The 14,617-nt window shown below is 66.4% G+C and carries 15 protein-coding genes; 7 read left to right on the top strand and 8 right to left on the bottom strand.

What is annotated here, in order from left to right:
* Position 1 precedes the first annotated feature (1 nt).
* Entirely contained in the window at positions 2-481 is a 480-nt protein-coding gene (locus QTI24_RS12695) for a GlcG/HbpS family heme-binding protein (protein WP_286600843.1), read from the bottom strand.
* A 30-nt stretch (positions 482-511) separates the two neighbouring features.
* Entirely contained in the window at positions 512-1,972 is a 1,461-nt protein-coding gene (locus tag QTI24_RS12690) for an aldehyde dehydrogenase family protein (RefSeq protein ID WP_286600842.1), read from the bottom strand.
* A 167-nt stretch (positions 1,973-2,139) separates the two neighbouring features.
* On the opposite strand from QTI24_RS12690, the gene QTI24_RS12685 reads away from it, so the two are divergent.
* From QTI24_RS12685 to QTI24_RS12660, 6 genes are read left to right on the top strand one after another with little or no spacing between them, the layout of a single operon-like run.
* Positions 2,140-2,871 (top strand): iron-containing redox enzyme family protein, encoded by a 732-nt coding sequence (locus tag QTI24_RS12685; protein WP_286600840.1) that lies wholly within the window; start codon positions 2,140-2,142, stop codon positions 2,869-2,871.
* 31 nt (positions 2,872-2,902) lie between these two features.
* Complete coding sequence (locus tag QTI24_RS12680; RefSeq protein ID WP_286600838.1) at positions 2,903-3,208, top strand: 2Fe-2S iron-sulfur cluster-binding protein; 306 nt, start codon at positions 2,903-2,905, stop codon at positions 3,206-3,208.
* 19 nt (positions 3,209-3,227) lie between these two features.
* Complete coding sequence (locus tag QTI24_RS12675) at positions 3,228-3,521, top strand: ferredoxin (RefSeq protein WP_286600837.1); 294 nt, start codon at positions 3,228-3,230, stop codon at positions 3,519-3,521.
* Between the two features lie 39 nt (positions 3,522-3,560).
* Positions 3,561-3,860, top strand: a complete 300-nt coding sequence (locus tag QTI24_RS12670; protein WP_286600836.1) for a 2Fe-2S iron-sulfur cluster binding domain-containing protein — start codon at positions 3,561-3,563, stop codon at positions 3,858-3,860.
* Between the two features lie 23 nt (positions 3,861-3,883).
* On the top strand, positions 3,884-4,606 hold the full coding sequence (locus tag QTI24_RS12665) for a sulfite exporter TauE/SafE family protein (RefSeq protein WP_286601387.1): 723 nt from the start codon (positions 3,884-3,886) through the stop codon (positions 4,604-4,606).
* Positions 4,607-4,624: 18 nt separating this feature from the next.
* Complete coding sequence (locus QTI24_RS12660; protein ID WP_286600835.1) at positions 4,625-5,539, top strand: ornithine cyclodeaminase family protein; 915 nt, start codon at positions 4,625-4,627, stop codon at positions 5,537-5,539.
* Between the two features lie 10 nt (positions 5,540-5,549).
* Here QTI24_RS12660 and QTI24_RS12655 read toward each other — a convergent pair whose 3' ends face one another.
* Complete coding sequence (locus QTI24_RS12655) at positions 5,550-6,224, bottom strand: GntR family transcriptional regulator (protein ID WP_286600833.1); 675 nt, start codon at positions 6,222-6,224, stop codon at positions 5,550-5,552.
* A gap of 236 nt (positions 6,225-6,460) precedes the next feature.
* On the opposite strand from QTI24_RS12655, the gene QTI24_RS12650 reads away from it, so the two are divergent.
* A complete protein-coding gene (locus QTI24_RS12650) occupies positions 6,461-9,343 on the top strand; it encodes a S8 family serine peptidase (protein WP_286600832.1) in 2,883 nt (960 codons plus the stop codon).
* Positions 9,344-9,351: 8 nt separating this feature from the next.
* Here QTI24_RS12650 and QTI24_RS12645 read toward each other — a convergent pair whose 3' ends face one another.
* The 5 genes from QTI24_RS12645 to glyS are packed head-to-tail and all read right to left on the bottom strand — an operon-like array spanning position 9,352 to position 14,617.
* Complete coding sequence (locus tag QTI24_RS12645) at positions 9,352-10,137, bottom strand: alpha/beta fold hydrolase (RefSeq protein ID WP_286600830.1); 786 nt, start codon at positions 10,135-10,137, stop codon at positions 9,352-9,354.
* A gap of 57 nt (positions 10,138-10,194) precedes the next feature.
* Complete coding sequence (locus QTI24_RS12640; protein ID WP_286600828.1) at positions 10,195-11,100, bottom strand: M48 family metallopeptidase; 906 nt, start codon at positions 11,098-11,100, stop codon at positions 10,195-10,197.
* 14 nt (positions 11,101-11,114) lie between these two features.
* Positions 11,115-11,879, bottom strand: a complete 765-nt coding sequence (locus QTI24_RS12635; protein WP_286600827.1) for a lysophospholipid acyltransferase family protein — start codon at positions 11,877-11,879, stop codon at positions 11,115-11,117.
* Positions 11,879-12,454 carry a D-glycero-beta-D-manno-heptose 1,7-bisphosphate 7-phosphatase gene (gene gmhB / locus QTI24_RS12630; protein WP_286600825.1) on the bottom strand — a complete coding sequence of 192 codons (576 nt, stop codon included), beginning with the start codon at positions 12,452-12,454 and terminating at the stop codon, positions 11,879-11,881. Before gmhB ends, QTI24_RS12635 begins: the two co-directional genes overlap by 1 nt.
* Positions 12,455-12,472: 18 nt before the next feature.
* Positions 12,473-14,617 carry a glycine--tRNA ligase subunit beta gene (gene glyS, locus QTI24_RS12625; protein ID WP_286600824.1) on the bottom strand — a complete coding sequence of 715 codons (2,145 nt, stop codon included), beginning with the start codon at positions 14,615-14,617 and terminating at the stop codon, positions 12,473-12,475.

Raw genomic sequence — 14,617 nt, 5'->3', positions numbered from 1 at the left:
CCTACTTCTTGATGTCGGCCTCGACCAGCACCGCATGGCCCTTGGCTTCGAGGAACTCGTGTAGGGCCTGCAGCGCGGCCACGCCGCATTTCGTGTCCTGCTCGCCATTGCCGCCCGAAAGGCCGACGCCGCCGATGACGCTGCCGTCGACCACGATCGGGAAGCCGCCGACGAACACGGCGAATTTCCCCTCGAAGCTCCACTGGATGCCGAAGGCCTCGTTGCCCGGCAGCGCAGGACCATTGGGCAAGGTGTTGAACAGGTGCGTCGACCGCTTGTGGCCGGCGGCCGTGAAGGCCTTGTTCCATGCGATCTGGGGGCCGGTGATGCGGGCGCCGTTCATGCGGTCCATGGCGATCGGATAGCCGCCGTCGTCGACGATGCAGATGGTTTCGAGCACGCCTATTTCCTCCGCCTTGCGGATGGCAGCGGCGATCATCAGGCAGGCTTCTTCGAGTTCGAGCTTCAGTGCGGTTTTCATGAGGTTTCTCTGCGGGACGGAAAGAAAAGATCAGCAGCCGCGATAGACGGTCTTGATCTGCGTATAGAACTCGAGCCCGGTGCGGCCCGACTCGCGGAAGGTCGAGGTGCTCGATCGCTTCAGGCCGCCGAAAGGCGCGTTGATCAGGTTGCCGGTGGTGGTGCGGTTGATCTTGACGGTGCCTGACTGGATGTCCTGCGCGAATCGGTGCGCATGCACCGGGCTGGTGGTGGCGATGGCGGCCGAGAGGCCGTACTCGGTGTCGTTGGCCTTGGCGATCGCGTCCTCGTAGCTGTCGACCTCGATGATCGCGATGACGGGCCCGAAGATCTCCTCGCGCGCAATGCGCATCTGCTGCGTCACGTCGGTGAAGATGGCTGGCGTCACGTAGAAGCCATGGGCGAAATCGCCGGCGACCAACTGCTCGCCGCCGCACAGCAACCTTGCCTCCGACTTGCCGATCTCGATGTAGCCGAGCACCGTCTCCAGTTGCTTGCGGGTTGCAAGGGGGCCGATGTCCATGCCGGGTGTCATGCCGCTGCCGACCTTCAGGCTGCGCACCCTGGCGACCAGCTTGTCGGTGAAGTCGGCCTTCACCTTCTTCATCACCAGGACCCGGCTCGTCCCGGTGCAGGCCTGGCCGCTGAGCGACAGGCCGCCCTTGATGACCAGATCGACCGCCTTGTCGAGATCGGCGTCGTCCATCACGATCAGCGGGTTCTTGCCGCCCAGCTCCATCTGCGTGCGCGTGGTCATGGCGGCGGCACGGTGGATCTGCTCGCCCGCCGCCGTCGATCCGGTGAAGGAAATGGCGCGCACGGCGGGCGACTCGGTGATGACGGGTCCGACTTCCGAGGCGCGTCCTGTGATGAAGTTGAGAACCCCCTTGGGCAGCCCGCCCTGGATCAGCGCCTCGGCCAGCCTCAGGCCCGACAGTGGTGCGTCCGACGAGGGCTTGAAAACCACCGTATTGCCGGTGATCAGCGCCGGCGCGATCTTGCGCGCAGGGATCGACACCGGAAAGTTCCAGGGGCTGATGACCGCCACCACGCCGAGCGCTTCGCGCTGGCTGTAGACGACCATGTCCGGGTCGTCCTGCGGGAAGGTCTCGCCCGAAAAGGACTGGCCTTCCACTGCATAGAAGCGCAGCGTCTGCGCCGACCGGAGGATTTCATCCCGGGCCTGCGCCAGCGGCTTGCCCTCTTCGCGCGTCAGTTCTTCGGCGAACGGTGCAGCGTGCGCCTCCAGGTATTGCGCAGCGGCGTTGAGGATCGCGGCGCGCCTGGACACGGGCGTCTTCCGCCAGCCGTCGAAGGCCGCCGCCGCCGCCGCCACGGCCGCCTTGGCATCTTCGGCGGACGAAGCCTGGAAGCGCCCCACCACCTCGCGCGCGTCGGCGGGATTGATGTTGTCGAAGGTGCGATCGGTGCTGCTGGAAACCCAGCTTCCGTCGATGTAGTTCCGAAAGGGGGCGGGTGAAGCGTGGGTCATTTGCGAGTGGTGAGGCGGTGATGTTCTTTTAAGAATACTGTATACCGACAAATCACACAACATCTTCCACTCTTCCGAATGAGCCATTGCGTTGACTTGGATATTTGGTATACAGTATTCATCAACAACTGATTTCATCCACCCACCCATCCCGACCAGGAGCCCGCATGCCCGCCCTCATGAATCGCGACGAATTCCGGACCGCCCTCGAAAACGCCATCAAGGGCAAGAGCGCCAATACATCCCCGTTCAGCCTGGCTTGGGCCGGCGGCACGCTGAGCCGCGCGCACCTGGCTCGCTGGGCGGAGAACCATTACCACTACGTCGGCCCTTTCGCCGACTACCTGGGCTATCTCTATGCGCGCATGCCTGACCGCTACACCGAAGCCAAGGATTTCCTGCTGGCCAACATGTACGAGGAAGAGATCGGCGGCGATCGCCACACCGACCTGCTGATCCGCTTCGCCGAAGCCTGCGGCACGACGCGCGAGCGGGTGACCGACCCCGACAACATGTCGCCGACCACGCGCGGCTTGCAAAGCTGGTGCTACGCCGTCGCGATGCGCGAAGACCCGATCGTGGCCGTCGCCGGCCTCGTGGTGGGGCTCGAGTCTCAGGTGCCGTCGATCTACCGCAAGCAGACGCCCACTCTCCGCGAGAAGTACGGCTTCACCGACGAGGAGGTGGAGTTCTTCGACCTGCACATCGTCTCGGACGAGATCCACGGCGAACGCGGCTACCAGATCGTGCTGGAGCACGCGACCACCGTCGAGTTGCAGCAGCGCTGCCTGAAGATCTGCGAAGTCGGCGCGCAGATGCGCCTGCTCTATACAACGGCGCTGTACCACGACTACGTGGCCGTCGAAGAGGCTAGGCAACCGGCGCTCGAAGCCGCCTGAGCGCCATCGATCCGATTGCAAGCCGCCGCGCATGCCCATCATCACTTTCCACAAAGGCGGCCAGGTCTACAGCGACGAGGTCAAGGAAAACACCAACCTGGTGGTGCGCGCAGGCATCAGGCAGTTCCCCTATCCGCATCTGCGCTACGAATGCGGCATGGGCAAGTGCTCCAAGTGCGCCTGCCGCGTGCTGGCCGGCGCCGAGCACCTTCCTGCACCGAACTGGAAGGAGAAGAAGCAACTTGGCGAGCGGCTTGACGCGGGCTGGCGCCTGGCCTGCCAGCTCTGGGTGCAGCAGGACATCGAGCTCGCCCAGGACGACGCACTGTCCGCCTGAAGCATCGTCCTCCCCCACCATGTACGTGATATTGACCAGCAAGCCCGGGCAGTTCCACACCGAGCTCGTCGAGGGCCTGCGGCGCGTCGAGTCCGCCGACTACCTGTTCTTCGGCCGCTGCAAGGCGCGCTTCGTGATCGCGGAAGTCGTGTCGGACTGCCGCATCACGGTGATCGACGAAGTGCCGCCGGAGACCGTCAATCACGTGCCGATCAAATTCTTCGAAAAGTTCGCCACCGTCGAACTGGCGCGCAAGGCCCTGCGCGAACTGGTGCACGAAGGCGATGCCGACGTGGTGCTGGTGCCCACCTGAATCCCTTGCCGCCCGCGGCGCCCGGTCCCTCGACTCTTCATGATCCAGATCACCTTCATCAGCAACAACGCCAAGGTCGTCTCCGCGCCCGAAGGCGGCAATCTCCTGCGCATCTCGCTGCGCGAGCAGGGCGGCATCCCCTTCAAGTGCGGCGGCGGCCTTTGCGGCACCTGCAAGTGCCTCGTCGAGAAAGGCGTCGAGCACACCGACGCCATCAAGGCGAAGGAGAAGAAGCACCTCTCCGAAGACGAGTTGAAGCAGGGCTGGCGCATGGCCTGCCAGACCTTCGTGAACGGGGACATCGCCGTGTCCTGGCAGCCGCGGATCCTCGCCAGGTGATCGCTTCGCTGCTGCCCGACGGCATGAGCCTGGCCCACTACGCCGGCATGGCAGCGATGGTGCTCGTGGGCGCCTGCCTGCAGGGCATCGGCGGTGTCGGCTTCGCGATGTTCTCGGCACCCATCGCCGCCTTGTTTTATCCCGAGCTCGCACCGGGGCCGCTGCTCGCACTCGGCGGTCCGCTGGCATTGATGTCCGCGCTGCGCGAGTTGGACCAGGTCGATTGGGGCGCGGCGGGCGTCGCGCTCATCGGCCGCGTGGTGGGCACGCTGGGTGCCGCGGTGTGCCTGATGCTCCTGCCGGCGGATCTGCTTGCGGTGATGTTCGCCCTCTTCATTCTCGCGGGCGTCGCGCTAAGCCTGAGCGGGCGCCGCTTCGACGCATCGCGCGGCAACATGGTCGGTGCCGGCATCGCTTCGGGGTTGATGGGCACCATCACTTCCGCGGGCGCACCGCCTTTCGCGCTGGTCATGCAGTACCTGCCGCCGCCCCGGCTGCGCGCCACGCTGGGTTGCGTGTTCTTCGTCGGCGCCGTCTTCTCGGTGGCCATGCTGGCGAGCGTCGGCCGCTTCGGCCGGCACGAGCTGTTGCTCAGTGCCTGGCTGTTACCGTTGATGGTGGCGGGCTTCGCGCTCTCGGGCCCCCTCAACAGCCGCGTGCCGCGCGGCGCGATGCGCGGACTGCTGCTGGGCTTGTCCGCCTTCGGCGCCATCGCGTTGCTGGTGCGCGAAGCCTTCGGCTACTGACCTTCCCCGGAGCCCGTCATGCAACACATCACCGATTCAATGGTCGAGGCGCTGGTCTCGCCGGCGGACGCGCAACAGGTACTGCGCGACGCCTTCGCACGCTTCGGCGAGCGCGAGGCCGCGATGCAGGAGCGCATCCGCACCGAGGCCGGCGGCGTCAAGCTGTCGACGCTCGGCGCCGTCATTCCCGGGCAGGGTGTGGCAGGCGCCAAGGTCTATACGACGATCAAGGGACAGTTCTCCTTCGTCATCCTGCTGTTCTCGACCGACGACGGACGGCCGCTGGCCTCGTTCGATGCCGGCGCCATCACGAGGCTGCGCACTGCCGCCTGTTCGGTGATCGCGGCGCAGCATCTGGCGCGCCCGGAGTCGCGTCGCCTCGCGCTGTTCGGTGCGGGCACGCAAGGCCAGGCGCATGCGGTGCAGATGGCGGCGGTCTTCGGGCTCGAGAGCATCCGCGTCTGCACGCGGAACCCCGCTCCAGGCGCGACGGAAATCCTCGCCGCGCAGTGCGGTGCGCCGGTACGCCTGTGCACTGCCGATGAGGCGCTGGAGGGCGCCGACATCGTCGTCACCGCATCGCGCGCCACCACGCCGCTCTTTGCGGGCGATCGGCTGCCGCCGGGCTGCTTCGTCGCCGCCATCGGCTCCAGCCTGCCGCACACGCGCGAACTCGACGACGTGGCGCTGTCGCGCGCCGCGCTCGTGGCGGTCGAGTGGCGGCCACAGTCATTGCGCGAGGCCGGCGAGCTGGTGCAGGCGGCGGAGGGCGCGTTGCCCGCGGAAAAGATCGTGGAACTCGCCGAGCTCGTCACCGGCCAGGTGCGTGGCCGCTGCGGCCAGGACGACATCACCATCTACAAGTCGGTCGGCGTGGGCTTGGAAGACGTGGCGCTGGCCGGCCTCGCCTGGCGCCGCCTCGGCGAGCGCTGACTCCGCGGCTTCAGGCGGCCGCTGTCGGCGGCGACGGAGGCAGCTCGGCCGCGCTGTAGACATGGCGTGCAGCGAGCAGCGATGCCAGTTCCGCGTCACCGGCCACCACGGCGCGCAGGATGGCGGCGTGCTCCTGCCAGTTGGCATGCATGCGTTCGCGGTTGTTCACCGTGAAGAAGAGCGCCGTTCGCTCGCGCAGCGAACGCATGATTTCCTGCAGCACCGAATTGGCGGCGACGTTGCCCAGCGCTTCATGAAAGTCGAGATTGAGCGCCGAAATGCGCGCCAGATCGTCGTCGCTGGTGAGTTGCGAGCCTTCGGCCAGGATGCGCTCCAGCTTGGCGATCTGCACCGGATCATGACGACGTGCCGCCAGCTTGGCGTTCAGTGCCTCCAACGTTGCGCGCACCTCGACCATTTCCTGGATCTGTTCCTTCGTGAAGGTCGTGACCGTCGCGCCGCGCCGCGGCTCGATGGCCACGATGCCTTCGGCAGCCAGGGCGCGCAACGCCTCGCGCACCGGCATCCGCGAGACTCCCAGTTCCTCGGAAAGGCGGCCTTCCACCAACCGTTCGCCCGGCGCAAGCGCCCCGCTCAGAATGCGTTCCCGCAGCGCCGCCAGGACAAGCTTTGTGAGCGGCGCGTGGCGCTCGCCCAATTTGCCATCGATGTTTTGTGCTTCCATTGCTCCAGCGGCGACGCGTGATCTTCACCAGCCAGAGTAGCCGGTATACGAAATCCATATTGTGCCCGGTGCAGCCGTCTTTCAGGCTGCGCAGAGCGGGCCTATGTCGCATGGAGTGGTCCCTCGGCTTGTGGATGCGGCATTCGCGCAATTCCGTAGCATGCGTTCACTCTCGGCTGCGACCCCCGCCTTCGCGAAGTGGACGGCAACCGATACTCTTCCAAGGAGCACGCCCCATGGCCAATCAAGTCAAAGGCGAAACCTCGCCGCACCTCGGCCTCAATCATCCGACAGCGGGCCGCTGCAGCGTCGACCTGTCCATCCTCGCGATCCGCTGGCATGACGCTGCCACCCCGGCCAGGAAAGAGAAGCTGCTCGACGAGTTCGAATTGCCCCTGGTCCAGACCGGCACGACGCAAGACGCGCCGCTTATACGGACCAACCAGACCGAAGGGTTGTCATGGGTCAAGCGCACCGACGGCGCGCCGCTTGCGGAGGACGTGCTGAAGCGTCTCGAAGACAGTGAGCTGATCGAATGGATCGCGCCGGCACTGCGTCCCGAGTTCAGTCGGCACGACGACGAGAAGAACTCGTCACCCGGCAACACCCAACGTGCCGAGCCCCCGGCCCCGGCACTGGCGTTGTTTACCGTCAACCCCACCCGCTTCTACGTGCGCACGTCGGCGTTCGAACGGGCCGGCGGCGCCGCCGCTCTCGGTGCGGGCTTGTCGGTCGACCTCAACCGGCCCGGACGCCTGCGCGGCTTCGTCACGGTGCAGGTCGACAAGCCGGAGTTCACGGCCGGACGGACCACATTGCACGTGGCCGCGGCTGTCGCCAAGGTCCTGGGGGCCAATGAGGCTGCTGCCGCCAGCGCGGATGTGCGCTTCGAGACGATTCCGCTGCTCTCGCCCCAGGCACATGGCGAGCACCCGCCAGCCGCTCCGGACCGCCCGATCGCGATGCCGACGCGGCTGCCGTCATGCCGCCCCCCGTCGTCGGAGTTCAACCCGAACGATCCGATGTTCGCACTCCAGTGGGGGCTGCAGCGCGTCGGCGCGCCGCGCGGCTGGGAAATCATGCGGGGCGTGCCCAGCGTGACAGTGGCGGTGATCGACGAAGGCGTGGAACTCGGGCATCCTGACCTGGAGGTGCATCCACTGTCCTGGAACGCCTCCACCGATACGCCTGACGGCAGCCCGACGGGCAATCACGGCACCGCCTGCGCCGGCATCATCGGTGCGCGACTGGACAACGGCCAGGGTGTGTCCGGCATTGCCGGCGGCGTTCGCATCATGGCGATCGCGACCGCGACGTGGGCCGATGTCGACATTGCCGAGGGCCTGTACTTCGCCGCCGACAATGGTGCACGCGTGGTCAGCATGAGCTTCGGCGTCTATGCCTCGTGGAACTTCTGGGACTTCGATCTGATTCGCGACGCGCTGCAGCACGCGCACGACCAGGGCCTGGTGCTGGTGGCCGCGTCGGGCAACGAGAATGCCAACGTGGCTCGCTTCCCGGGCAGCGACGGCCGCACCTTGTGCGTTGGCGGCAGCAATCGCAGCGACGAGCGCAAGCGGATCGGCGACGCCTCGTCCGAAGCCTGGTGGGGCGCGAGCTACGGCCCCGACGTGGACGTCGTCGCGCCGTGCCTGGAGATGCCAACGACCGATCGGCTTGGCGGCTTCGGCTACTCGATCGGTGACTACTATGACCGCTTCAACGGCACCTCCTCGGCCACACCTGTCGTGGCTGGACTTGCCGGTCTGCTGCTGTCGCTGCGACCGTCGCTCAGCAACGTCGAGGCGCGTCACATCATCGAATCCACTTGCGACAAGATCTCGCCGGCGCTGTATGGCTACGCCAACGTGCCGTCCAAGCCGAGCGGCACATGGAACGAGGAAGTCGGCTATGGGCGAATCAGCGTCGAGCGTGCGCTGCTGCAGGCGTGCGCTGGCGAAGAGACTTGCAAGGACGACGAATGCACCGGCTGCGGTGGCACTTGCGCCGAACCCACGCCCGAGCATTGCCGCGGCCCCAAGCCAGTCCCATGGCTGCCGTTCGACCGTTGCATGTACTTCTACGAAACTCGCGTCTTCGATGGAGTTGCACGCGATGCGCAGCAGCGGATGCGCCTGCGCGTCACCTATCAGCATTGCCTGAAACTGATCGGCCGCCAGCAGGGCCCGTTGCTGTACACGACCACACTGCTGCCCGGCGAAGAAGTGCGCTTGTTCGAATTCGACCGCTACCGGCGCACCCGATCCGAGACACAGCGCATGTCGGTGCACACCTCGTTCCGCCAAACCCTCAGCGCGCTGTCGCAGAGCCGCCGATCTGCGGCAACCTCGGCTTACGTCGACACGCTCAACGATATCCGCACGCACAGCGACACTTCGGTATCTGCAGGCGGAGGGTTGGCGGGCTTCCTGGGTGCACCCACTGTCAAAGGCGAGTTCGGCGTCGACACGGAGAGCTCTGTGGCCAGCGGTGGCTCCGTGCGCACAGCGTCCGAGCAGTTCTCGCAACTCGCTCTGACGGCATCGCAGGCGATGGAAGCCGAACGCTCCACGGTGGTCAGCACCTTCGAGGAGCAGGAGCACGTCAGCACCACCGCGCGCACCCTGAAGAACCACAACCACTGTTATGCGGTGACCTACTATGTGCGCCGCGTCAACGAGGTGTACGAGGTGCATTCGCGCATCGAGTCCATCGAGTGGCGGCTTGGCGACGGCGGCGCATGGCGGTCGGCCAATGACCTCAACGGAGTCTCGGACGTGTTGCGCAAGCTGATCGCCGAGATGCTGCGCGAACTCGTCAAGGACGGGCAGGTCACTCGCGACGCTCGTTCCATCACCCTGCCCACCGACGGCACGCTCTATGAAGCCGAGCTGGCCCATTGCGCTTCATGCGAGCCGGTCTTGTTGGCCGAAGCCAATGTGCGCCTCGAGCAACTGAGGCTGATGGCTCGCCGGGCCTGCCTTGAAACCGAGTTGCTCGAGATGGAGGTGGAACGGCGGCGCGCGCTGGCGCGCAGCACCCAGCCTGCAGCGCTGGATTTCGGCCAGTGGCACCTGGGAACGGCGGAAACGGTGGTGGTCGATGGAGGGTCGCACTGAGCCGATGTTCAGTTCGGCATCGAGATCGAAGGTGCCGCCAGTCTCGATGGTTCGGTGACCCAATCCCAGACCCGCCCGGGCGCCTCGACCATCACGTTGTGACCATTCGGTCCGAGATCCCTGGCATCGGGATCGAGGGCACGCATGTGCTCCATCGTCACCAGCGCGTCATCTCGCCCGCGACCGAGATGGACAGGGCAGCGGGCCAGCGCCATCAGTTCGGACAGAGGCGGTTTGCCCACGGCATGGGCTCCGGGGTCCATCGCGAGACGCCACCCATCGCCATCACGCGCGATGCCCCTCGCGGCGACGGGTGATGTTGCATTCGCGATCCCGGCAAGGCCGGCGACCTTCAGGTATCGCTCCCACGCTTCTCCTTCCGTGGAGAACCACTTGGCAGGCTGGGAGGCAAGCGTCTGCATGCGGCGGAGTTCATCGTCGCTCCATGCGATCTTGATGCCGACACCGAAGACCTGATGGGGTCTGATCCCGAACCAGCCCGTCGCCAGGGCCAGAGCGATCACGCCGCCCAGCGAGTGTCCGAGAACCACGAGGCGTCCTTCGGGATGAATGTGCGGCAGCGCGGCGCGCCCGACGCTCGCGGCGTACTGGCCGATGGCATAAGAGTTCAGTCGGGCGGACTTGCCGTGGCCGGGCAAGTCCAGGGACAGCCAGCGGCCGCTCCAGCGATGGCCGGCCTCCGCGCACATGGGCGACCACACAGCGCCCGTCGCGCCCATTCCATGCAGCATGAGGAGAAGGTCCGCACCTTCGCCGCCTGTTTCCACGTACATGTTCACTGTCTCCTTCGCACCTTGGATGGCACGAGGCTACTCGACCGTCGCGTCACCTCACCAGCGCGGCACTGGCTCATCCTTGAGTTGCCTGCGCAACAGCTCATAGTCCGGCACCACGCTCTCCACCGTCTCCCAGAACCGCGCACTGTGGTCCATCACGCGCAGATGGCTCAGCTCATGCGCCACCACATAGTCGATCACCGACATGCGGAAATGCACGAGCCGCCAATGCAGCCGGATGGCGCCATCCACACTCGCGCTGCCCCAGCGCGTCGATGCGTTCGACAGCGACAGCTTGTTCCACTTCACCCCGAGTCGCGGCGCGAAGTGATCGAGTCGTTCGATGAAGATGCGACGCGCCTGCCGCATGAGCCAGGCTTGGGCGGCGTCACGGATCTGCGCCGACGTGGCGTTGTTGGCCACCGCGAGACGCAGGGTGCGCGGGCCGTCTTCCGTGCACGCGTCGAGCACCGCGCCGATGCCGTCGAAGGCGTGGTGCGGGTCGAGTCGCACGGTCACGTCCTGGCCCAGGAAGGGAAAGGTCACGCCATCCTTCCACTCGATGCGCGCGGCTTCGAGCCGTGCGTGGCGCTGCTGCGTCTCGGCCAGCTTGCGCAGGATCCAGTCGGACTTCTCGAGCACAGCCGCATCGACGTCGCGCAGCGCCACCCAGCGCGGCGCGCGCACCGACAGGCCATCGGCCCCGACAACGAAGCCGATGGTGCGGCGCTTGCCGCGCGTGAACTCGTAGGCCACGCGGGCAGGGCCCAGCATGAGTTCGCGCGAGGCGCGCGGGTGGACGAAGCTCGCGGGGCTCAGGGCGTCGGCGAGCGAGATCGACGGCAGGTTGCTGCCGGGCGCCGGCGGTGTCCGGGGCTCGGCCGGGCGAACGGCCGGCGGCGACTCGACGGCTGCAGGAGCGTCGAAGAGATCGAGCGTGAACTGCAGCAGACTGCGCATGTCGGGAAGGTGGTTCAGGCGGTCGTCGATGCCGCCGAGGCCGCGGGCGCGTAGGCCTCGGGGTCGAGCCGGCGCATCTCGCTTTCGATCCAGGCCTCGACTTCGCGCATCAGTTCGTCAGGCCGTCGGCCGACACTGGGGATGGCCGGGCCGATCGACACGTCGACCACGCCCGGACGCTTGATGAAGGCCTTGCGCGGCCAGACCTTCGCCGAGGTGACGGCGACGGGGATGACGGGCACACCGGTCTCGCAGGCGAGCCGCGTGCCGCCGGTCTTGTAGGTGCCTTGCTGGCCGCGCGGAATTCGTGTGCCCTCGGGGAACATGATGATCCAGATGCCCTGCTCCAACAGCTTGCGGCCTTGCGCGACGACCTTGTTGAACGCCTGGGTGCGCTGGCTGCGGTCGATGTGGATCATGTCGAGCCGGGCCATGGCCCAGCCGAAGAAGGGCACGTAGATCAGCTCCCTCTTGAACACGAAGGCCAGCGGATGCGGCATCAGCGTGGGCATGAGGAAGGTCTCGAAGGTCGACTGGTGCTTGACCAGGAGCACGGCACCGGCGAGCTTGTCGGTCGGCAGGTTCTCCATGCCGGTGACGCGGGTGCGGATGCCCAGCAACACCCGCGCGCCACCGATGGCCCAGCTGAGCCATTGCACGGCCATCCAGTACAGCGGAATGCCACGCTTCCAGATGGAGCAGACGCACATGATGATCCCCCAGGGGATCACGGTGACGAGCATCCACAGTGCGTGGACGATGGAACGGATCAAGGACATCAGACGGCAACCTTCAGGGCGGCTTGCTCTTCTCGCTGGAGCAGGAAATCGACGAAGGCGGGAAGGTCCTCGTGCACGATGGTGTTGGGCGGATAGTCGGGCGGCAGCGGCACGCCACGGCAGGCCGCGCCCATGCCGGTGAGCAGCAGGTGCGGCTCGCAGCCGGCGTCGGCGCCGGCCTGGAGGTCGCGCAGGCTGTCGCCGGCGGTGGGCACGTGGGCCAGATCGACGCCGAAGCGTTCACCGATCTGGCGGAACAGGCCCGGCTTCGGCTTGCGGCAATCGCAGCCTTCGTCGGGACTGTGCGGGCAATAGAACACGGCTTCGACGCGGCCTCCGACGGCCGCTAGCATCTTGTGCATCTTCGCGTGCATGGCGTTGAGCGACGCGACGTCGAACAGGCCGCGGCCGAGGCCGGACTGGTTCGATGCGATGACGACGTGCCAGCCCGCATGGTTGAGCCGGGCGACGGCTTCGAGCGCGCCGGGCAGCGGCGTCCACTCGATGTCGCTCTTCACGAAGTCCTCGCGGTGCACGTTGAGGCTGCCGTTGCGGTCGAGGATGACGAGTTTCATGGCGTGTCGATCGTGGGGTCAGGCGGCGAGAAGTTCGAGCTGCGCGACGCGGTTCATCGCGTTGTGCAGCAACATCAGCAGGCCGAGGCGGTTGAGGCGCAGATCGGACTGCTCGGCGTTCACCATCACGCCATCGAAGAAGGCGTCGACGGGTGCGCGCAGCGCGGCCAGGGTCTGCAGCGATGCGGTGTAGTCGCCTTCGTCGAACTGGGCATTGGCCTGCGGCACGATCTGCTGCATGGCGGCGTGGAGCGCCTTCTCGGCGGGCTCGTGCAGAAGCAGTTCGCTCACGTGGGCGTCGGCTTCGGGCGACTTCTTGAGGATGTTGCCGATGCGCTTGTTGGCCGCGGCGAGTGCCGGTGCTTCGGGCAACGACGCAAAGGCGCGGACGGCATCGAGGCGCTTGGGAATAGTCGCCCACACCCCGAGCTTGCGCACGTACACCGCTGCATCGATCTCGACGGCGGAATAGCCTTCGTCCTTGAAATAGCTCTTGAGACGTTCGATGAGGAACTCGTCGAGTTCGACGCTTCGATCCTCCAGGAGGCCCGGCGGGAACACCCCGAATGCCTGGCGCGTCAGTTCATAGAACTGCAACGGCAGCGAACGCTCGATGAGCATGCGCACCACGCCCAGGGCATGACGACGCAGCGCAAATGGATCGCGATCCCCGGTGGGCAAATTGCCGATGCCGAACATGCCGACCAGCGTTTCGAGCTTGTCGGCCAACGCGACGGCAACGCCCACCATGCTGCGCGGCAACGTGTCGCCGGCGAAGCGAGGCTTGTAGTGATCTTCGATCGCGTCGGCCACCAACGGATCGAGCCCGTCGTGCAATGCGTAGTAGCGACCCATCGTCCCCTGAAGCTCGGGGAATTCGCCGACCATGTCCGTCACGAGGTCGGCCTTGGCAAGTTGCGCTGCCTGCACTGCATGCGCGGCCAGCCTCGAATCGTCGCTCGCGGCGCCCAACTGTTCGCCGACGAGGCGCGCGATCTGCATCACACGCCGCACCCGCTCGCCCTGCGTGCCGAGCTTGTTGTGATAGACGACCTTGGCCAGCGAATCGACGCGCGAGGCCAGCGACTTCTTGCGGTCCTGGTCGAAGAAGAACTTGGCATCGGCGAGGCGCGGGCGCACGACGCGCTCGTTGCCGCCGATCACGGCACTGGCATCGTCGGGCCGGATGTTGCTGACGACCAGGAACTTGTTGGTCAGGCGGCCGGCTGCGTCGAGCAGAGGGAAGTACTTCTGGTTGGCCTTCATCGTGAGGATGAGGCACTCCTGTGGCACGTCGAGAAACTCGCGTTCGAATTCGCAGACCAGCACGTTCGGGCGCTCGACCAGCGCGGTGACCTCGTCGAGCAGCGCATCATCGAGAACCGGCTGCGTGCCGCCGCCCACCTTCACGGCGGCATCGGCGAGCTGGCGTGCGATTTCGGAGCGGCGAGCCTCGAAGCCAGGGATGACGGCGCCGTCGTCGGTCAGTTGCTCCGCGTAGTGGTTGGCGTCGCGCAGCACGATGGGATCGACAGTCGCTTCGAAGCGGTGACCGTGCGTCTCGCGTCCTGCCTTCAGGCCCAGCGCCTCGACCGGAACAACCGTGTCGCCGTGCAGCGCGACCAGACCATGCGCCGGGCGCACGAAACTGACGCTGCTCCAGCCCGGCAGCTCGCAGCCGGTTTCGAGCTGGTAGCTCATGACCTTCGGGATCGGCAGCTTGGCGATCGACTCGGCCAGCGCCTTCTGCAGGCCTTCGGCCAGCGTCGCGCCCTTGGCGGTGCTCTCGAAGAACAGCGCCTCGGCCTTGCCGTCCATGGCGCGGCGCAGTCCCGGCACGGCCGATGCATCGGCGCCCAGCGCACCCAGGCGCTTGAGCAGCGCTGGCGTTGCGTTGCCCGATGCATCGAGACCCACCGTCACCGGCATGAGCTTCTGCGAGACGGCCTTGTCGGCGGCCTGCGCGAGCACATCGGTCAGATGCGCGGCGAGCCGGCGCGGCGAAGCGTAGGCGGTCATCACCGAGCCGGCATCGGCCAGTCCCTGCGCGACGAGTTGGTCGCGCAGCACGGAGGCAAAGGCATCGCCGAGTTTCTTCAGCGCCTTGGGGGGCAGTTCCTCGACGAAGAGTTCGACAAGCAGGTTGTTCTTGGGGGTGGTCAT

This window comes from Variovorax sp. J22P240, assembly GCF_030316855.1.
Lineage (GTDB): Bacteria > Pseudomonadota > Gammaproteobacteria > Burkholderiales > Burkholderiaceae_C > Variovorax.
Note: the sequence above shows the minus strand (reverse complement) of the source record. Positions and strands in the feature narration are given on the sequence as shown.